The following is a 20,165-nucleotide window of genomic DNA, read 5'->3' as shown; positions in this document are numbered from 1 at the left end:
GACCGGCGGACGCTTTTTTACCAGGCGTAGTTGACCGTCGCCGTCACCGTCCGACCAATGCCGTAGAAGCAGGCGCTATCGCTGGCGCAGGAGGCCACGTATTTGGTATTGGCGAGGTTGTTGACGTTGAACTGCACTTTCGCCCCTTTCAGGCTCGAATTCAGCTCGCCTAACTCATAGCTGACCATAGCGTCGTACAGATCCACTGCCGGTACTTTAAACGTGTTTTTCGCATCGCCGTAGCTGGTGCCGATATAGCGTACGCCAACGCCCGCGGTCAGGCTTTTTAACGCGCCGTCCGGCAGGGTATAGCTGGTGAACGCCGAAGCCATATGGGTCGGAATGCGTGCCGGCGTTTTCCCTTCGGTACCGACGACGGTGGTATTGACGGTTTCCGCGTCGGTATAGGTGTAAGACGCGATCAGATTGAGGTTATCGAAGACCGTCGCGTGCGCTTCGGCTTCAACGCCTTTCGAGCGCACTTTACCGCTGTTTTCAAACCACCCGGCCGCGCTGTTGTAGGTCGCGACGTTGCTCTGCGTCAGATCGTACAGCGCGAGGGTCATTAACGCGTTTGGGTCAGGCTGGTATTTCAGACCCACCTCTACCTGTTTGCCTTCGCTGGGATCGAATGGTCCGACGCCCGGCGCGCGGTTGGTCTGTAGGTTAGGTTCGAAGGAGGTGCTGTAGCTGATATAGGGGGAAAGACCGGAATCAAAGGCGTACAGCAGGCCGGTGCGCCAGGTGAGCTTATTATCATTCTGCTGGGTGCTGCTGGCGTCGGTAAAATCGGTGGTGCGTACTTCCGCCCAGTCGTAGCGCCCGGAAACTAACAGTTCCCAGTTTCGCCAGCTCAGCTGATCCTGAATATACACCCCAACCTGGTCGAGATTTTGCTGTTCATTAGTGGCGGGACTGAAGACGCTTTCATCGACGCTAACCCCGTAGGTCGGGCTGCGCCAGTCGATATCGTACTGCGAGCCGCCGGCCCGACCAAGGTACTGCTTATCCTTACTGGTTTTGTAATCCACACCGCCAATCACCGTATGCGCCACCTGACCGCTGGCGAACTGCGCTTCAAGCTGGTTATCGATGCCAAACTCATCGGTCTGACGCTGTTCATGCTGGGCGCGGCGGGAGAGTACCGAGCTGTTGGCGGCGCTGGTGGAATAAACCAGGTAGCGATACTTCTGTTTGATGGTGGCGTAGCGGGCGTTCTGGCGCAGAGTAAAGGTATCGTTGAGCTGGTGATCAAATTCATAGCCAATCATCGTTTGTTCACGCCACGACTGGTTGTAGCTGGGATCGCTGACGTTAAAATCGCGAGGAATATAGCTGCCGTCGACGCTTTCCACGGTGCCGTAACGCGGCAGGAAGTTACGGTAGCCGGCGTCCGGGTCTTTCTGATAGCTGGTTAACAGGGTAAAGCGCGTGGCGTCATCAGGATACCAGGTGAGGGCGGGGGCGATAGCCATCCGCGTCTCTTTATAGTCATCGATCTGGTTATTCTGGGTGCGGGCGATCCCGTTCAGGCGATAGAGCAGGTGGCCGTCATCGCTCAGCGGGCCGCCAACGTCGAAAGCCCCTTCGGCGAGCTGGTTATTGCCGGTACGGAACTGTACCTCATGAATTGGCTGGCTGGTCGGGCGTTTGCTGGTCATGCTAATCAGCCCGCCGGGGTTGACCTGACCAAACAGCACCGAGGCCGGGCCGCGCACCAGCTCGACGCGTTCCAGCAGCCACGGGTCGAAAGTGCCGGTTTGTGACGAGGCGGTGGCACCGTAGCTCAGGCCATCGAGGAATTTGGGCACGTAGCTGAAGCCGCGCACGAATACTTCGTCGTTGCGGTTAGATGAACCTCGGTATTCGGTAAAAACGCCCGCGCTATAGCGCAGCGCCTGGGAAACCGAGGTGACGTCCAGCGCCCGCATTTGATCGCGGGTGACCACCGATACCGACTGCGGCGTTTTGACGATCTCCGCAGCGGTCTTTGTTGCCGACAGGGTTTTTGTCGCCACTATTCCCTTCAGCGGCGCTGTAGGATCCTCGCCGCTGCCGGCGGTGACGACGATCGTTTCCTCCGCTGCCAGCGCCGGCCCGCCAAACAGAGATGCCGCCACGCCCGCGGCCCAGAAAGCTGTTATCTTATTATATTTAAACATGTTTATTTTTTATCCTTGGTTGAATCGCCATCAAAAAACGCCCGAGTCGAGGGGAATCGACCGGCGGTTATCATTAACGGTGTTAATGTTATTGCAAATAGTTATTATTTGCATTAGCGTTATTAACAAATTCTTACAAGGAACTATTGGCTAATGAAGACGGCGTGGAGCGGCCTGCTGATTGGCATGAGTACCCTACCGGCGGCGGCGATGAACTGCGAATCTCCTTCGTTACAGGGGGAACTGGAGGGGAAGTTCGACGCCAGCGGCGAGGTCTGTTTTGACCTGCCGACATTGGGCGAGAACTACGTCGCGGCGACCCTCTCCGGCGTCACCGATGCCCGACTGCTGGATGACAATAACCGCCGTCTGCGCACGCTGCTGACGGGCGGTCCGGCGGACGGCGAGCAAACCCTGCTGTTTTCTCTGCCGGTAAATCGCGCCTCCTCGCTGGTGCTGCACGGCGAAGAGGGGGCGCGCTGGCGCTTTCAGTGGCAGATGCGGGAAACCACCGCTCTGGCCAAAGTTCAGCCGCTGGATCCGGTCAGCCCGCGCCTGCTGCGGCTGAAGCGTGAACTGGCGGCGGGAGGTTCAACGGCGCATTTCTGGCAGGAGCGCGAGCGGGAAGGGACGCCAATGGTGGAACCGGTGGACGCCGGCCATAAGCGGGTAACTTTCCTGTGGCGCGGGGCGAGCCGCAACGTGTTTATTCTGGGTTCGCCGGCGGGGGATCACGATCCGCTGTTTCGCCTCGGGGATTCTGACGTCTGGTTTCGCAGCTACGTGGTGCCCGCCGATACCCTCATGCAGTATAAGCTGGCCCCGGACGTGCCGCAGGTAACCGGCAGCGCGCGGGAGCAGCGGCGGGCGATTCTGGTCAGCGCCCAGGCTGACCCGCTCAACCCGAACAGCATCAATGCCGCCCACGACCGCTGGAATCGCCACTCTCTGCTGGCCCTCAACGCCGCGCGTTTTTGCACCGCCCAGCGTATGGCGCAGCCGCTACGCTACGGAACCTTAACCCGCCATCAGCTGCGCAGCGACTTTCTGCAAAATACGCGGGAAGTGCTGATTTATCGCCCGCGGTTGCCGCAGCCCGCGCGCTGGACCCTGTTGCTCTTTGACGGTAAAACTTACCAGCACGAATACCGCCTCGCCAACGTGCTGAACGCCCTGATCGCCAGTCACCGGCTGCCGCCGATTAACGTGGTGTTTATCGATAGTCTCGATCATTCGCGACGGGCGAAGGAGCTGCCGCCAAATCCGCACTTTGCCGATTTTATGGCCCATGAGTTGCTGCCCTGGCTGAACCGCCAGGGGATCAGCCTGACCCGGCAAAAAACCGTGGTTGCCGGGTCCAGCTACGGCGGGCTGGCCGCGTCCTGGGTAGCGCTGCGCTACCCCCGGCAGTTTGGCAACGTATTGAGCCTGTCCGGGTCATACTGGTGGGCGCCGCAAGGGGAGGAGGCCGGCTGGCTGACCCGCCAGTACCAGCAGTCGCCGCGCTATCCGGTGCGCTTCTGGCTGCAGGCGGGGAAATTCGAAACCAGCGGGCCGGACGGCGGCATTTATGCCAATACGCTTGAATTTGAGCGGGTGCTAAAAGAGAAGGGTTATACGGTGAGCTTTCATCCCTCCTCCAGCGGCCACGATTACGCCGCCTGGTGCGAAGCGCTGGTCAACGGCATGCGCGACCTGACCGGCTTAGCGCTCAAGGGAAAACCAGCGACGCCAGACCCAGCGCAGCAGCAGATACTCTATGGCGCCCAGCGCTAAAAACCACAGGCAAAAGATCAGGGTATAAAGCTGGTTGAGATCCATCAGATGGAATGTCGCAACCAGCTTCTGCGCCAGCGTCAGGCCCAGCGAGGGCGCCGGCAGCAGCAGGCAGGAGAGTAAAGCCAGCAGCAAAATGCCGGCGGCGCTGAGGAGCGTTTCTAGCGGATGTTTCATTATTTGTTAATCATCAGTTAAAAACATATTGTCCGGTAAAAAGAGAATCAATGCAATATCGTTTCGTACGTAATTATAATACGCATTAGATATTATATTTAAACGTCCTCGTTTATTCCCATGTTAATTATTTTGGTAATATTTGTGATTAAGTTAATTACATTGCAATGTAAATTAACGTCATTATTAAGCCAGCGCTTTTACAAAAGTATAGGTGCTATATCCTACAAGTGTAGCGATAATAATGGCCAGCAGGATGTACAGCACCAGACGGCGTCCGCGATAGATTCCAAACATAGTAGACCTCGTTTAGTTTTGGTTTATTAATATTCTGCAATAGTTGTTTTATAGAATTAACTTACCATAAATTTTGTATTGGCGAGAGAGTAAATATTGCGCAAGCTCAAATTATCTCCCGCCTGTTTGAAATTTTTCTCATTGGCCCGGAATGATTCCAGGCTTTCCGCCTCACGGAATTTTAAGGGAGATATATTTTGACCAAAACGATCAAAACTAATAATACCACCCCCTCAGGGGATGTCGCGCCACGCCGCGCATATCAGCAGACGGTTGATGCGGTGCTGGCGCAGAATAAAAGCCATGCCAACGGCCTAAGCGCCGCCGAGGCCGCCGAGCGTTTGAAGACCTTCGGCCCCAACGCCTTGCCGGAGAAAAAAGGCAAGCCGGCCTGGCTGCGCTTCCTTGCCCACTTTAACGACGTCCTGATTTTTGTCCTGCTGGCCGCCGCCGCGCTCACCGCGGTCATGGGCCACTGGGTCGATACGCTCGTCATCCTGGGCGTCACGGTGATCAACGCCCTGATCGGCCATATCCAGGAGAGCAACGCCGAAAAATCGCTGCAGGGCATCCGCAATATGCTCTCCAGCGACGCGCGCGTGCAGCGCAGCGGCAAGCATGAAACCATCCCGACCCGCGACCTGGTGCCGGGCGATATCGTGATACTGCGCGCGGGTGACCGCGTACCTGCCGATATGCGCCTGATTGAGAGCCATAATCTGCGGGTCGAAGAGGCGATTCTCACCGGCGAGTCGACGGTGGTGGATAAAACCACCGACGCGCTGGAAGGCGAACTGCCGCTGGGCGACCGTACCAATATGCTCTTCTCAGGCACCACCATCAGCGCCGGCGGCGGCGTTGGCGTGGTGACCGCAACCGGTCAGGAGACCGAACTCGGCCACATCAACCAGATGATGGCGGGGATTGAGAAGCACCGCACGCCGCTGCTGGTGCAGATGGATAAGCTCGGTAAAGCGATTTTCGTTATCATCCTGGCGATGATGGCCGCGCTGTTCGTCTTCAGCCTCGCGCTGCGCGACATTCCTCTCGGCGAGCTGCTGCTCTCCCTGATTAGCCTGGCGGTGGCCGCCGTGCCGGAAGGCTTACCGGCGATTATCTCGATTATTCTCTCTCTGGGCGTACAGGCGATGGCGCGTCAGCGGGCGATTATCCGCAAGCTGCCGACGGTGGAAACCCTGGGCGCCATGACCGTGGTGTGCTCGGATAAAACCGGCACCCTGACGATGAACGAGATGACCGTCAAAGCGATCATCACCGCCGACTGCTGCTACCGCGTCGAAGGCGACAGCTACGAGCCTCAGGGTAACATCTGCCTGGAAGGCAGCAACGAGCCGGTGCAGATTAAACCGGGCAGCGTGCTGGAAACCTATCTGCGCACCATCGATCTGTGTAACGACAGCCAGATGATTCAGGACGAGCGCGGCCTGTGGGGCATTACCGGCGGGCCGACCGAAGGGGCGCTGAAGGTGCTGGCGGCGAAAGCGCAGCTTGCGCCCGTCGACGCGCGCCTGGTGGCGAAGATACCGTTCGACTCGCAGTACAAGTACATGGCGACCCACCAGAAAATGGGCGACGTCGAGCAGGTGCTGATTACCGGCGCGCCGGACGTGATTTTTGCCCTGTGCCGCCATCAGCTGAGCAAGCAGGGGGCGGTGCCGTTCGAGCCGCAGTACTGGGAAGAGGAGATGGCGCGCTTTGCCCGCCAGGGCCTGCGTATGGTCGCCGCCGCCTACAAACCGGCCACCGTTGGCAGCACCACGCTGACCCACGACGATCTGCGCGAAGGTCTGGTCTTCCTCGGCATTGCCGGAATGATGGACCCGCCGCGTCCGGAAGCGATTGACGCTATCCACGCCTGCCAGAACGCGGGGATCCGCGTGAAGATGATTACCGGCGACCACCCGCAGACGGCGATGAGCATTGGCCAGATGCTGGGGATCACCAACAGCAGCCAGGCGATGACCGGCTATCAGCTGGAGCACATGGACGACGCCGAGCTGGCGAAAGCCGCCGTTGAGTACGATATCTTTGCCCGTACCAGCCCGGAGCACAAGCTGCGCCTGGTAAAAGCGCTGCAGGATAACGGCGAAGTAGTTGGCATGACCGGCGACGGCGTCAACGACGCCCCGGCGCTGCGCCAGGCCGACGTCGGGATCGCCATGGGGATTAAAGGCACCGAGGTGACCAAAGAGGCCGCCGACATGGTCCTGACCGACGACAACTTTGCCACCATCGCCAGTTCGGTCAAAGAGGGGCGTCGGGTCTACGACAACCTGAAGAAGACCATTCTGTTCATCATGCCGACCAACCTGGCGCAGGGGCTGCTGATTATCATCGCCCTGCTGGCGGGGAACATCATTCCGCTGACGCCGGTGCTGATTCTGTGGATGAACATGGCCACCTCCGCGACGCTCTCCTTCGGCCTCGCGTTTGAAGCCGCCGAGCGCAACGCCATGAACCGGCCGCCGCGTAAAACCGGCCAGCACGTTATGGACGCCTTCGCCGTCTGGCGCGTCGCTTTCGTCGGCACCATGATCGCCGTCGCCGCCTTTATGCTTGAAGCCTGGCTGGCGCCGCGCGGCCACAGTCCGGAGTTTATCCGCACCGTCCTGCTGCAGATGCTGGTCACCGCACAGTGGGTTTATATGATTAACTGCCGCAGCAGCGACAGCTTCTCGCTGAGCATGGGACTGCTGCGCAACAAAGGCATCTGGCTGGTGAGCGGCGTGCTGCTGCTGATGCAGCTGGTCATCATCTACGTACCGGTGATGCAGACGATGTTTGGCACCGAAGGGCTGCCGCTGCGCTACTGGTTCATCACGCTGGTCATCGGTATCGCGATGTTCCTGGTGGTGGAAGTTGAGAAGCGCCTGACCCGTCGTTTCCGCAAAGCCGCATAGCGTGTCTGACCCGCCCGGCGTCCCTTCTCCTGAGGGGGGAGGGACGCCGCATCGTCGTAAGGAATTCCCCATGAACAAGATTATCCGCTCCGCCCTGCTGGCCTGCGGCCTGGCAGGCTACGCGCTTATTGCCGCCGCCGCGCCGGCTATTCCGGTGCGCGTCGCCACCGTGGAAAACGCGCCGCATGCCGATGAACGGCAAATCTCCGGCCGAGTTGAGGCCATTCACGCCGTCGATATTCGCGCCCGCACCGAAGGAAAGATTGTGCAGCGCCACTTCCAGGATGGGCAGTACGTCAACCAGGGCGATCCGCTGTTTACGCTGGATGACGCCCAGCCGAAAGCCGCGCTGGCGCTCGCCCAGGCTGAACTGAAAAGCGCGCAGGCTTCGCTACGCCAGGCCCAGCAGCAGCTGAGCCGCTACCAGCAGCTGAAAAATAACCACGCAATCAGCCGCAACGACGTAGACACCGCGCAGATGCAGCGCGATGTCGCCGCCGCCGCCGTCGAGCAGGCCCGGGCGCGCATTGCCGCCCAGCAGATTACGCTCGGCTACACCCGCATTACCTCGCCGGTCACCGGGCGCGTCGGCCATAGTCCTTTTCACGTCGGCGGTCTGGTGAATCCCGCCAGCGGCGTGCTGGTCGATGTGGTCCAGCTTGATCCCATTCGCGTGGCGTTCTCGCTGGATGAAACCGCCTTTTTCGCGAAAGCGGGGCAGCACACGGATATCGCCGCGCTAAAGCAGGCGTGGCTGGCGCAGGTGGATGTCGATGGACGGCGTGAAGTCGGCGCCCTGACCTCCGTCGATAACCGTATTGATAGCCGCACCGCCAGCGTGGCGCTGCGCGCTGAGTTTGCCAACCCGCAGCACCGTCTGCTGCCGGGCGGCAACGTCACGGTTTTCTTCCGGCCGCAGCAGCTTAAGGAGAGCCCGATCATCCCGGCCTCTGCGCTACAGCAGGATGCGCTGGGCTTTTACTGCTGGGTACTGACGGCGGACAACACCGTGACGATGCGCCGTTTAGCGCCCGCCGGTCAGCATGGCCAAAGCTTCGTGGTGGCCGATGGTCTGAAAGCGGGGGAGCGCGTAGTGACGGAAGGCGCCCAGCGCCTGCGTGACGGCGCGGCCGTTCAGCTGCTGAGTGAATAAGGGAGAGGCGATGCTCACATTTTTTATCCGTCGCCCGCGCTTTGCGATGGTGATTGCGCTGCTGATGACCTTTGTCGGCGCGGTCTCGCTGAAGCTGATCCCGGTCGAGCAGTATCCGCAGATTACGCCGCCGGTCATCAACGTTAGCGCCAGCTGGCCGGGCGCCAGCGCGGCGGACGTGGCGGAAGCCATTGCCGCGCCGCTGGAGACCCAGATCAACGGCGTCGATCATATGCTCTATATGGAGTCCACCAGTTCCGATGAGGGGACCTACAGCCTGAGCCTGACTTTTGCCGCCGGGACCGATGCCGATTTAGCCGCGATCGATGTGCAGAACCGCGTGTCGCAGGCGGTGGCGCAGCTGCCTGCCGACGTGCAGCAGAACGGCGTACAGGTGCGCAAGCGGGCGACGAACCTGCTGATGGGCGTGAGTCTCTATTCGCCGCTCGGCACGCTATCGCCGCTGTTTGTCAGCAACTACGCCAGCACTCAGGTGCGCGAGGCGCTGGCGCGTCTACCCGGCGTCGGGGAAGTACAGATGTTCGGCGCGCGCGACTACAGCATGCGCATCTGGCTGCGGCCCGACCGCATGAACGCGTTGAATATCACAACCGACGATATTGCCCAGGCGCTGCGCGAGCAGAACGTGCAGGGCGCGGCGGGGCAGGTGGGGACGCCGCCGGTATTTAACGGCCAGCTGCAGACGCTGACCATCAACGGTATCGGGCGACTCAGCGACGCCGCCGGCTTCGGGCAAATTGTGGTTCGCAGCGGCGAACGCGGCCAGCTGGTGCGCCTGTCTGACGTGGCGACCATTGAGCTGGGCGCGCGCAGCTACAGCTCCGGCGCGCAGCTGAACGGTAAAGATTCCGCCTATCTCGGTATCTATCCGACGCCCACCGCCAACGCTCTGCAGGTCGCCACCGCGGTGCGCGCTGAGCTGACCCGGCTGCACGCGCGTTTCCCGGCGGATCTCACCTGGGAAGTGAAGTTTGATACCACCCGCTTTGTGGCGGCGACGATCAAAGAGATCGGCGTGTCGCTGGCGCTGACCCTTATGGCGGTGGTGGTGGTGGTTTCGCTGTTCCTCCAGAGCTGGCGGGCAACGCTGATTGTCGCGCTGGCGATCCCGGTGTCGCTTATCGGCACCTTTGCCGTGCTTTATGCGCTGGGCTACAGCGCCAATACCCTGAGCCTGTTCGCGATTATTCTCGCCCTGACGATGGTGGTGGATGACGCCATCGTGGTGGTGGAGAGCGTGGAAACGAAAATGGCGGAGGGGCTGGATCGCGGCGCCGCGACCGCCGAGGCGCTGCGGCAAATCGCCGGGCCGGTGATCGCCACAACTCTGGTGCTGCTGGCGGTGTTTGTGCCGGTAGCGATGCTGCCGGGGATCGTCGGCGAGCTGTATCGCCAGTTTGCGGTGACCTTATCGACGGCGGTGACGCTGTCGAGCGTGGTGGCGCTGACCCTGACGCCCGCGCTGTGCGCGCTGCTGCTGCGTCCGCGGCCGCAGCAGCCAGCCGCCATCTGGCGCGGTTTTAACCGCGGTCTGGATACGGTGCGCGATGGTTACGGGCGTCTGGTCGGGAGGATGAATCGTCGCCCCTGGCTGGCGCTGGCGGCGACGATGGCGGCGGCCGGAGTGGTGGTGTTTAGCTTTACCACTATGCCAAAGGGTTTTCTGCCGCAGGAAGATCAGGGCTACTTCTTTGCCAGCGTGCAGCTGCCTGAAGCTGCCTCGCTGGAGCGTACCGAAGCGGTGATGGCCCAGGCGCGCGAGCTGCTGTTGTTGAATCCGGCGGTTGAGGATGTGATTCAGGTCTCCGGTTTTAATATTCTCAACGGTACCAGCGCTTCAAACGGCGGATTTATCTCGGTGATGCTGAAGGACTGGCACCAGCGGCCGCCGCTGGAGGCGGTGATGGAAAAGGTGCAGGGCCAGCTGATGGGGCTACCGGAGGCGACGATCATGACTTTTGCGCCGCCGACGCTGCCGGGGCTGGGCAACGCCTCCGGGTTTAATTTACGCATTCTGGCCCAGGCCGGACAATCGCCGGCGGAGCTGGAGCAGGTGACGCATCAGGTGCTGCGGACGGCTAACCAGTACCCGCAGCTGAGCCGGGTATTTACCACCTGGAGCAGCAACGTGCCGCAGCTGACGCTCACCGTCGATCGCGACCAGGCGGCCCGCCTGAACGTACCGGTGGCGAGGATTTTCAGCAGCCTGCAAACCGCGTTTGGCGGCACCCGCGCCGGCGATTTCAGCATCAACAATCGTGTCTACCACGTGGTGATGCAAAACGAGATGCAGTGGCGCGAGCGGGCAGAGCAGATAAGCGAGCTGTACGTGCGCAGCGACAGCGGCGAGCGGGTTCGCCTGAGTAACCTGGTGACGATTACGCCGACGGTGGGCGCGCCGTTTATTCAGCAGTATAACCAGTTCCCGTCGGTATCGGTGAGCGGGTCGGCGGCCGAAGGCGTCAGCAGCCGGACGGCAATGGCGGTGATGGAGCAGATTTTACAAGCGAACCTGCCGCACGGTTATGATTACGCCTGGAGCGGCATCTCCTGGCAGGAGCAGCAGACCGGTAACCAGGCGGTGTGGATCGTGCTGGCGGCGGTAGCGATGGCGTGGCTGTTCCTCGTCGCCCAGTATGAGAGCTGGACGCTGCCAGCGAGCGTGATGCTGTCGGTGCTGTTCGCCATCGGCGGGTCGCTGCTGTGGCTCTGGTGGGCCGGTTATGCCAACGATGTGTACGTACAGATAGGCCTGGTGCTACTGATCGCGCTGGCGGCGAAAAACGCGATTTTGATCGTCGAGTTTGCCCGGGCGAAGCGCGAAGAGGGAATGTCGATCGTCGATGCCGCCCGCGAAGGGGCGACCCGCCGCTTCCGCGCGGTAATGATGACGGCGGTCTCTTTTATCATCGGGATTGTGCCGATGATGCTTGCCACCGGCGCCGGGGCGCAGAGCCGGCGGATTATCGGTACCACGGTGTTCAGCGGCATGCTGGTGGCGACGGTAATCGGCATTTTATTTATTCCTTCGCTATACGTGCTGTTCCAGCGGCTGCGCGAGTGGGCCCACCGCCGGATGTAGGTGGCCCGCGCCTGTCCGGGCTACAGTACTGCATATTGCCGATAACCCGTAGCCCGGGTAAGGCGTTTACGCCGCAACCCGGGGAATATGCCGCGACGTGGTATTGCTGTGGCTTCTTCCCGGCTTGCGCTGCGCTTAGCCGGGCTACCGGGCCGCAGATTGCCGGTAATCCGTAGCCAGGACAGGCGCGGCAGCGCCGCCTCCGGGAGATTTTCATGCCGCTGCGGATATGTTTCTGAAACAACGTGTCATGCAGCAATGCCCTGGCCCCCGCTGAAATCGGCGAACCGGAGGACCGAAGACAAGGGCTGGCCGCCAGGGATGGCGGACAGAGGCGAATCGAGACAGTGATGTCGAGTTGAGCCGACCGCAGGCTGAGGTCCGGGAGGTGAGCGCAGTGCGCAGCACCGATTTCTTTGCGGGACCGCGGGGATTGTAAAGGGGGAGACGGTTTTCTCCCCTTTTACCCGTTCACGTGCCTCGATGAGACATTTTCTGCGACTTGATGGTGAACGGAACCCCTCAACACCGTCCCGGAGGCGGCGCTGCCCAATCTCCCTCCCTCAGGCACCGGGCCCGGAAATCCCGGGTCGCGGCGTAAACGCCTTACCCGGGCTACTCCCCGCAGACGATGTTATGAAAACTATCTGCTCTCCACCGCGATCATGGTGACGAACGGATGGTACTGCCACGGCACGCTGCCGCCTTTCTGGTACATCTTCGAAATGGTACCGTCGAGATAGAGCATCTGGCGCACGTTGAGCCTGGACTGCGCGTAGCAGGCAAAATCATAGAAATTGGTTTCGCGCGCGCTGAGCATAAAGACCACTTTGCCATCGCCGGTGATGCCCACGCCGTTACGCAGCTTGCGCGAGCTGGCGGACGGCTTCAACCGCCAGTTGATCTTGCCGTTTTCAATCAGCATCGGCCCGGACTGCACGGCGTAGCGGATGGCCGGCGACGGCCTGAATTTATCGATGCTGACAATCCCCGCGTTTTGCCCGCGCAGATAAAACACCCCGCCGGGACGAATAAAAAAGTTGCCGCCGCCGGAAGCGCGGTTAAGCGGGGTCAGCTGCCTGCCTTTCTCGATATACAGCCCCAGCGGCGCGTAGGCTTTATCATAAATTCCACCGTTCATCGCCATCTGCACCTGTCCGTTGTGGTCGATATCCGCCAGCAGGGAGCGCAGCGATCCCCAGGCTTTGCCGTCCTCTTTTTGCCAGTACATCACGATGCGTTCGCGCTGCGGATCAACGGTATAGCTTTGCAGCGTCAGCGACGGGTCGGTCAGCGAGCACTTCCCGCTGGCGAAAGCGGGCAGGGATAACAGCAGCAGCGGCAGAAGAGAGAAAAAGCGCACGACAGGTTCCAGACAGACGACGAAAGCGTGCAGTATAGCGTTTTATCGCCGCTACGCCGTCCAGATTTCGCAGTGCTTTTGTACCAGCCCGATCAATGAACCGCCGTTGGCGACGAACTCGCGCATTTGCTGCGGCTCGCTGCGATCCTGCTTCGCCTGGCGCACAATCGCCTCCAGCGCGCTGCCGGCATTCAGCTTGTGGGCGCTGGGGGCCAGCCTATCCGCCAGCTGTAAAATTTCTTCGCGCAATGTTCGTTGTTCGCCGCCGTTAACATCGGTATTGATCCCATCGAGCCCGTAGCGACAGGCCTGATAGCGGTTGAAGGGGTAGAGCAGATAATCCTCGGGCTGATGCTTAAACGGCCGCTCCGTCAGCAGCCAGCAGGCGATGATCTGAATAAACCCGGCGATATTCACCGCCTGAGCAATCGTCAGCGGCGTATCCATCACCCGGACTTCGACGGTACCAAAGCGCGGGCTGGGGCGGATATCCCAGTGCAGATCCTTCATGCTGTCGATCATGCTGGTATAGCTAAGACGGCGAAACAGACCGGTAAAAGCCTGCCAGTTATTCACCCACGGCATCGGGCCGTTATCGGGATAGGCGGCAAAAAGGTTAAGCCGCGAACAGGCAAAGCCGCTATCGGTCCCGTCGAGCCAGGGCGATGCCGCATTCAGCGCGATAAAATGCGGTACGAAGCGCGACAGGCCGTGCAGAAGATAGATGGCATCATCGCCGTTTTGACACCCCACGTGCACGTGCTGGCCGAAGATCGTCGCCTGCTTCGCCAGGTAACCAAAGTGCTCGACGGTTTTCAGGTAGCGCGGGTTATCGCTGATCTGCTGACGCTGCCAGCTTTGAAACGGATGCGTTCCGCCGCCGCAGATTTGCACATGATGGCGGGCGGCGGCGCGCAGCACCGCCTGTTGAATCGCGCTCAGCTGCGCGGTGGCCTGGTGGATATCGCGGCAGACGCCGGTGGCGATTTCCAGCATGCTTTCGGTGATGTCATGTTTGGCCTCGCCCGCTTTCAGCGTGCCCTGGACCTCATCAATAAGCGCAGAAGAGTCCTGGCTCAGATCGAAGCCCGGCGGGTTGACGACCTGGAGCTCCAGCTCGATGCCAAGGGTAAACGGCTCGGAGCGGTGAAAATCAGGTAACGGCATGGCGACTCCCTCTTTCTCTTTATCAGAAAGTATATACCCGTCATACTTCAAGTTGCAGGTGTGTTGGCTTTCCTCGCTCACCCCAGTCAATTACTGGAGTAAGCTCCTGGGGATTCCCTGCGTCGCCGCCTTCCTGCAACTCGAATTATTTAGGGTATAGAAGACAACGCCTCAAACTGATGATCTGCCGGACATTATGAATTTAATTTATAGAAAATAACGCCACGTGATTATCCCTTTAAAAAGAAAGTAAGGCTGGTGCAATCCTGCAACAGAATTCCCGCCGGTGGTGCAAAAAGATAAGGTTATTCTATTTTTTAAATAAAATCATATAGATGATATAAGTCATTCTTATTTTATAAGCCATTTCACGCTTATTCCCCGCGCGTTCAGAACTGGTATGTATCTTGCCTGTTAAATAGCGACTTTTATTTAACAGGGACAATGTGATGCTGAAGAAAAAAATATTTTCGCGTAAATGCCATCTCGCCGTTGCTGTTAGCGGAGCATTGGCGCTGATCGCCTCTTTGCCGGCCAATGCCTCAACCCTGCGGATCGCCATGACCGCCGCCGATATCCCTTTGACCCTCGGCCAGCCCGATCAGGGCTTTGAGGGCAATCGCTTCACCGGCATTCCGCTCTACGACGCCCTCGTTGAATGGGATCTCTCTCAGGGAGAAAAGCCCAGCGGCCTGGTGCCGGGGCTGGCGACCGAGTGGCACGTTGACCCGCAAAATCAAAGCCGCTGGATTTTCACCCTGCGCCCGGGCGTTAAGTTTCACGATGGTTCAACGGTCAACGCCGATGCCATCGTCTGGAACGTGGATAAGGTGCTGAATAAAGCCGCGCCGCAGTATGCCCCGGGCCAGATAGGCAACACCCTCTCACGCATGCCGACCCTGACCGGCGCGGAAAAGATTGACGACCACACCGTGGCGCTGACCACCTCCGAACCGGACGCGCTGCTGCCGTACAACCTTACCAACCTGTTTATCGTTTCGCCGACGGCGTGGCAGAAGCTGTATGACGCGGTGCCGGCAAACGCCGGCGATGCCGCCGCGCGTAGTAAGCAGGCGTGGACCGAGTTCGCCGCCCACGCGGTGGGCAGCGGTCCGTTCAAAATGGAAAAACTGGTTCCTCGCCAGCAGCTGATCCTCGATAAGAACCCCGACTACTGGAACAAAGATCGCATTCCGCGAGTGGACAAAGTGGTGCTGATCCCGCTGCCGGAAGCTAACGCCCGCACGGCGGCGCTGCTCTCGAAGCAGGTGGACTGGATCGAAGCCCCGGCCCCGGACGCGGTCGATCAGATAAAAGCCCAGGGCTTTAAAATCTACGCCAACACCCAGCCGCACCTGTGGCCGTGGCAGTTCTCCTTCGAAGAGGGCTCGCCGTGGAAAGATATTCGCGTGCGCAAAGCCGCCAACCTGTGCCTGAACCGCGCGGAGCTCAAAAGCTATCTCGGCGGCTATATGACCGAAGCGACCGGCGTCTACGAGGCCGGCAGCCCGTGGCACGGTAAACCCACCTTCCAGATCAAATATGACCCGGATACCGCCCGTAAGCTGATGACCGAAGCCGGGTATAGCGCCGGGAAACCGCTGCACGTCACGGTCGCCACCTCGGCCTCCGGCTCCGGGCAGATGCAGCCGCTGCCGATGAATGAGTACATCCAGCAGAGCCTGAAAAGCTGCTTCTTTAACGTCGACATTAAGGTCAACGAATGGAACACCCTGTTTACCAACTGGCGTCTCGGGGCGAAAGATCCGTCGGCGAAAGGGATCGACGCGATCAACGTCAGCGCCGCGGTTAACGATCCCTATTTCGGCATGATCCGCTTCTCCACCGCGAAGGCCTTCCCGCCGGTGGCGACCAACTGGGGCTACTTCTCGACCCCGGAAACCGAAAAGCTGGCGGCGGCGGTGAAACACGCGTTTACCCCGGCTGAAATGGATAAAGCCGCGGGTGAACTGCACGCCGCGCTGGTCGATCAGGTGCCGTTCCTGTTCGTCGCCCACGATGTCGGACCAAGGGCGATATCGCCAGCCGTCACCGGTGTGGTACAGCCGCAAAGCTGGTTTATCGACCTCAGCCTGGTGAGCAAAAAAGAGTAATCGACACGGGAGCAAGAGATGATCAATACGCTGCTATATCGCATCCTGCTGGCCATCCCCACCATGCTCGGGGTCGCGGTGATCTGTTTTATGCTGGTGCAGATAGCGCCGGGCGACCCGCTGGTATCGGTGATGCCGCCGGACGCTTCGGAATCGCTGCGTCAGACCTTAATGCAGGCCTACGGCTTTGATAAACCGCTGCCGCTGCAGTTTGTGCACTGGCTATGGCGGGCGCTGCACGGCGATCTGGGCATGTCGGTCGCTACCGGGCGCCCGGTCATCGATGAAGTGATGACGGCGGTCGCCTACTCTCTGCGTCTGGCGCTGCTGGCGACGGCGATCGGGTTTGCGCTGGGCAGTCTGTTCGGTTTTGTCGCCGGCTACTTTCGTAACAGCATTATTGACCGTCTGGCCTCGGTGCTATCCGTGTTTGGCGTCAGCGTACCGCACTACTGGCTGGGGATGCTGCTGGTCATCGTTTTTAGCGTCAAATTCGCGCTGCTGCCGGCGACCGGCGGCGGGCCAATCGGCGAGGTGGGCTGGCAGTGGAACTGGGAACACCTGCAGTTTATGCTGCTGCCGGCCTTCACGCTGTCGGTGATCCCGACCGGCATTATCGCCCGCACCGTTCGCTCGCAGGTGGCGGACATTCTCAGCCAGGAGTTTATCGTCGGCCTGCGCGCCCGGGGGCTCAACGAGTCGCGGATCTTTCTGCACGTGGTGAAAAACGCCGCCCCGACCGCGCTGGCGGTGATGGGGCTGCAGGTCGGCTATCTGATGGGCGGCTCGATTCTGGTGGAAACCGTCTTCTCCTGGCCCGGCACCGGTCTGCTGCTCAACACCGCTATCTTCCAGCGCGATCTGCCGCTATTGCAGGGCACCATCTGGGTACTGGCGCTGTTCTTTGTCCTGCTCAATCTGCTGGTGGATATTCTGCAAACCAGTCTCGATCCGCGAATTAAGAGGAGCTGACGATGGTGGATACCGTGACGACCAAAGGCATTACCGTCTCTGCCGCGACGGTTGCCAGACAAGGCTACTGGCGCGGCGTGTTTCGCCGTCTGCTGCGCGACCCGGGCGGCGTATTCGTCGGCGCGATCATTCTCATCCTGCTGGCGCTGGCGCTGTTCGGTCCCTGGCTAATCGTGAAAGATCCGTATCAAACGTCGATGTTTTTACGCCTCAAACCGATTGGCGCCGACGGCTTTCCGCTGGGCTCCGATGAGCTCGGGCGCGATATGCTATCAAGGCTGATTCTCGGCACCCGGCTGTCGCTGTTTATGGGGATTGTCCCGGTGGTGTTCGCCTTTTTCATCGGCGGGGCGATCGGCATCATCGCCGGCTATGCGGGCGGTAAAACCAACACCCTGATTATGCGCACCGTGGACGTGTTTTACGCCTTTCCCTCGGTGCTGCTGGCGATCGCGCTCTCCGGCGCGCTGGGGGCGGGGATCGGTAACGCGCTGCTCTCGCTGACCCTGGTGTTCGTGCCGCAGGTGGCGCGTATCGCCGAAAGCGTCACCGCGCAGGTGCGGCATATGGACTATATCGACGCCGCCCGGGCCACCGGGGCCAGCGCGTTCACCATTATTCGCGTCCAGGTGCTGGGCAACGTGCTGGGGCCGATTTTCGTCTTCTCCACCGGCCTGATTTCGGTGTGCATGATCCTCGCCTCCGGGCTCTCTTTTCTCGGTCTCGGGGTTCGCCCGCCGGAGCCGGAATGGGGGCTGATGCTGAACACCCTGCGTACGGCGATTTATACCCAGCCGTGGGTAGCGGCGCTGCCCGGCCTGATGATTTTTATCACCTCCATTTCGTTCAATATCCTCGCGGACCGCCTGCGTGCGGCAATGGCGATTAAGGAGTAAGCGATGCAACCCTTTATCAATATCGACCTCGGCGGACCGGCGCAGCCGCTGCTGAAGGTCAACAATCTGCTGAAACATTTTCCCGCCGGCGGCGGCAAAGCGCGCGAAGTGGTGCAGGCGGTGGACGACGTCAGTTTTTCGGTGATCAAAGGCGAAACCCTCGGCGTGGTGGGGGAGTCGGGCTGCGGTAAATCCACCACCGCGCGGCTGCTGATGCAGCTGCTTAAGCAGGACAGCGGGGAGCTGATCTTCGATGGTCTGGAGGTGGGCTCATCGCGCCTGCCGATGAAAGCGTATCGCCGCCAGGTGCAGATGGTTTTCCAGGATAGCTACGCCTCGCTCAACCCGCGCATGACCATGGAAGAGAGCATTGCGTTCGGCCAGCGGGTACACGGCGTCAGCGCCAAAGAGGCCAGCGAGTACGCCCGCTATCTGCTGGCGCACGTCGGCCTTGAGCCGGAACGTTTTGCCCATCGTTATCCGCACGCGCTTTCCGGCGGCCAGCGCCAGCGGGTGAATATCGCCCGCGCGCTGGCGATGAAGCCCCGTCTGGTGATCCTCGACGAGGCCGTCTCGGCGCTGGATAAGTCGGTGGAAGCTCAGGTGCTGCAGCTGCTGCAGGAGCTGAAGCGGACGCTGGCGCTGACCTATGTGTTTATCAGCCACGATCTGCACGTGGTGCGCTGGCTGTCGGACCGCATTCTGGTGATGTATCTCGGCGAGGTGGTGGAGATTGGCCCGGCGGAGCAGCTGTTTACCGCCTCGGCCCACCCCTATACCCGGGCGCTGTTAAGCTCGATGCCGTCGATGGACCCGCACAATCGCACCTTAACCTCGCCGCTGAGCGGCGATCCGCCCAGCCCGATTTCTCCGCCCTCCGGCTGCCGCTTTCATACCCGCTGCCCGCACGCCAGAGCGGTGTGCGCCGAGGTGAAACCGACGCTCGAAAGCGTCGGCGAGGGGCACCAGAGCGCCTGCCTGATGGCGCAGCCCGCGTCGCCCTGGCATCAAAATATCGCCATTCAGGAGGTCAGCCATGTCGCATGAAGCCTACGTCCATATCCGCGACCTGCGGGTTGAGTTTCGCCGCGACGGTCAGACGGTCAACGCGGTCAACGGCGTCTCCTTTGATGTGCAAAAAGGCGAGGTGATGGCGCTGATCGGCGAGTCTGGCTCCGGGAAAAGCGTCACCCTGCGCGCCCTGATGCGGCTGCACCCGCCGAAAAGCAGCGTGCTTTCCGGTACCCTGAGGGTCGGGGAAGAGGATGTGTTGAACATGAGCGCCGGGCAGCTGCGGCGCTACCGCGGCGCGCGCTGCGCGATGATTTTCCAGGAGCCGCTGCTGGCCTTCGACCCGGTCTATACCGTGGGCCAGCAGATTGTCGAGGGGCTGCGTCGCCATGAAGGCCTGTCGCGGCAGGCGGCGCGGGAAAGGGCGCTGGAGGCGCTGCGTCAGGTGCGCATTCCGAGCCCCGAGCGGCGGCTGGATGCTTACCCGCACGAGATGTCCGGCGGGATGCGCCAGCGGGCAATGATTGCCCTCGCGCTCTCCTGCAACCCGCAGCTGCTGCTGGCAGATGAGCCGACCACCGCCCTCGATGCCACGGTGCAAATCCAGATCCTGATTCTGCTGCGCGAGCAGCAAAAGCAGCGCGATCTGTCGATTATATTTGTGACCCACGATATCGGCGCGGCGGTGGAGATCGCCGACCGGGTGGCGGTGATGTACGCCGGGCGCATCGTGGAGGAGGCGTCGATCGAGGAGATTCTGTATCGTCCGCGCCATCCCTATACCCAGGTGCTGCTGGGCAGCCGGCCGAAAGAGGGGTTGAAAAAGGGCGATGCGCTGCACTGTATCCCCGGCTCACCGCCGGATCTCTCGCGCCTGCCGCCGGGCTGCGCGTTTGCCGAACGCTGTCCACACGCGCGCCCCGCCTGCGCGCAAAGCCAGCCGACGACCGAACCGGCCGGGCCGCGTCACGTGGTAAGTTGCCATCGCTGGCGTGAGCTGAGCCCGTCCGTTGAAAACCAGGCGCTTTACGCCTGAGGCCAGGAGGAAACCAT

13 protein-coding genes are annotated in these 20,165 nt (G+C 60.7%); 9 read left to right on the top strand and 4 right to left on the bottom strand.

Annotation, left to right across the window (positions count from 1 at the left end; genetic code table 11):
• Nucleotides 1-17 precede the first annotated feature (17 nt).
• Nucleotides 18-2,162, bottom strand: coding sequence for a TonB-dependent siderophore receptor (locus FQK12_RS08085; protein WP_014228310.1), 2,145 nt, complete (start codon nt 2,160-2,162; stop codon nt 18-20).
• 153 nt (nt 2,163-2,315) lie between these two features.
• Here FQK12_RS08085 and FQK12_RS08080 point away from each other — a divergent pair, with 153 nt between their 5' ends.
• On the top strand, nt 2,316-3,938 hold the full coding sequence (locus FQK12_RS08080; RefSeq protein ID WP_014228311.1) for an alpha/beta hydrolase: 1,623 nt from the start codon (nt 2,316-2,318) through the stop codon (nt 3,936-3,938).
• On the opposite strand, the gene FQK12_RS08075 is transcribed toward FQK12_RS08080, so the two are convergent.
• Nucleotides 3,867-4,115, bottom strand: a complete 249-nt coding sequence (locus tag FQK12_RS08075; protein ID WP_014228312.1) for a DUF1158 domain-containing protein — start codon at nt 4,113-4,115, stop codon at nt 3,867-3,869. The two genes, FQK12_RS08080 and FQK12_RS08075, sit on opposite strands and share 72 nt — an antisense overlap.
• 494 nt (nt 4,116-4,609) lie before the next feature.
• Between FQK12_RS08075 and FQK12_RS08070 the strand changes: the two genes are divergently transcribed.
• The 3 genes from FQK12_RS08070 (at nt 4,610) to FQK12_RS08060 (ending at nt 11,589) form a co-directional block, all read left to right on the top strand.
• On the top strand, nt 4,610-7,333 hold the full coding sequence (locus FQK12_RS08070; RefSeq protein ID WP_014228313.1) for a cation-transporting P-type ATPase: 2,724 nt from the start codon (nt 4,610-4,612) through the stop codon (nt 7,331-7,333).
• Nucleotides 7,334-7,403: 70 nt separating this feature from the next.
• Nucleotides 7,404-8,486: an efflux RND transporter periplasmic adaptor subunit gene (locus FQK12_RS08065; protein WP_014228314.1), complete on the top strand. Its 1,083-nt coding sequence runs from the start codon at nt 7,404-7,406 to the stop codon at nt 8,484-8,486.
• Nucleotides 8,487-8,496: 10 nt separating this feature from the next.
• Nucleotides 8,497-11,589 carry an efflux RND transporter permease subunit gene (locus FQK12_RS08060; protein WP_014228315.1) on the top strand — a complete coding sequence of 1,031 codons (3,093 nt, stop codon included), beginning with the start codon at nt 8,497-8,499 and terminating at the stop codon, nt 11,587-11,589.
• Nucleotides 11,590-12,232: 643 nt separating this feature from the next.
• Here the strand turns inward: FQK12_RS08060 and FQK12_RS08055 are convergent.
• Both FQK12_RS08055 and FQK12_RS08050 read right to left on the bottom strand, forming a co-directional pair.
• Nucleotides 12,233-12,952, bottom strand: coding sequence for a phosphodiester glycosidase family protein (locus tag FQK12_RS08055; protein ID WP_014228316.1), 720 nt, complete (start codon nt 12,950-12,952; stop codon nt 12,233-12,235).
• Between the two features lie 51 nt (nt 12,953-13,003).
• A complete protein-coding gene (locus FQK12_RS08050) occupies nt 13,004-14,119 on the bottom strand; it encodes a YbdK family carboxylate-amine ligase (RefSeq protein ID WP_004848584.1) in 1,116 nt (371 codons plus the stop codon).
• A gap of 449 nt (nt 14,120-14,568) precedes the next feature.
• Between FQK12_RS08050 and FQK12_RS08045 the strand changes: the two genes are divergently transcribed.
• Genes FQK12_RS08045 through FQK12_RS08025 form a run of 5 tightly spaced genes read left to right on the top strand, consistent with a single transcriptional unit; the run spans nt 14,569 to nt 20,148 of the window.
• Nucleotides 14,569-16,233 (top strand): ABC transporter substrate-binding protein, encoded by a 1,665-nt coding sequence (locus FQK12_RS08045; protein ID WP_014228317.1) that lies wholly within the window; start codon nt 14,569-14,571, stop codon nt 16,231-16,233.
• A gap of 18 nt (nt 16,234-16,251) precedes the next feature.
• Nucleotides 16,252-17,205, top strand: a complete 954-nt coding sequence (locus FQK12_RS08040) for an ABC transporter permease (protein ID WP_014228318.1) — start codon at nt 16,252-16,254, stop codon at nt 17,203-17,205.
• Nucleotides 17,206-17,207: 2 nt separating this feature from the next.
• Nucleotides 17,208-18,101 carry an ABC transporter permease gene (locus FQK12_RS08035; protein ID WP_014228319.1) on the top strand — a complete coding sequence of 298 codons (894 nt, stop codon included), beginning with the start codon at nt 17,208-17,210 and terminating at the stop codon, nt 18,099-18,101.
• Nucleotides 18,102-18,104: 3 nt separating this feature from the next.
• Nucleotides 18,105-19,148: an ABC transporter ATP-binding protein gene (locus tag FQK12_RS08030; protein ID WP_004848592.1), complete on the top strand. Its 1,044-nt coding sequence runs from the start codon at nt 18,105-18,107 to the stop codon at nt 19,146-19,148.
• Nucleotides 19,138-20,148, top strand: a complete 1,011-nt coding sequence (locus FQK12_RS08025) for an ABC transporter ATP-binding protein (protein WP_014228320.1) — start codon at nt 19,138-19,140, stop codon at nt 20,146-20,148. Before FQK12_RS08030 ends, FQK12_RS08025 begins: the two co-directional genes overlap by 11 nt.
• Nucleotides 20,149-20,165: the final 17 nt, after the last annotated feature.

This window comes from Klebsiella sp. ME-303 (assembly GCF_007910085.1).
In the GTDB taxonomy this organism is placed as follows: domain Bacteria; phylum Pseudomonadota; class Gammaproteobacteria; order Enterobacterales; family Enterobacteriaceae; genus Klebsiella; species Klebsiella michiganensis.
The sequence above is the reverse complement of the archived record's forward strand: the minus strand, read 5'-3'. Positions and strand labels throughout refer to the sequence as shown.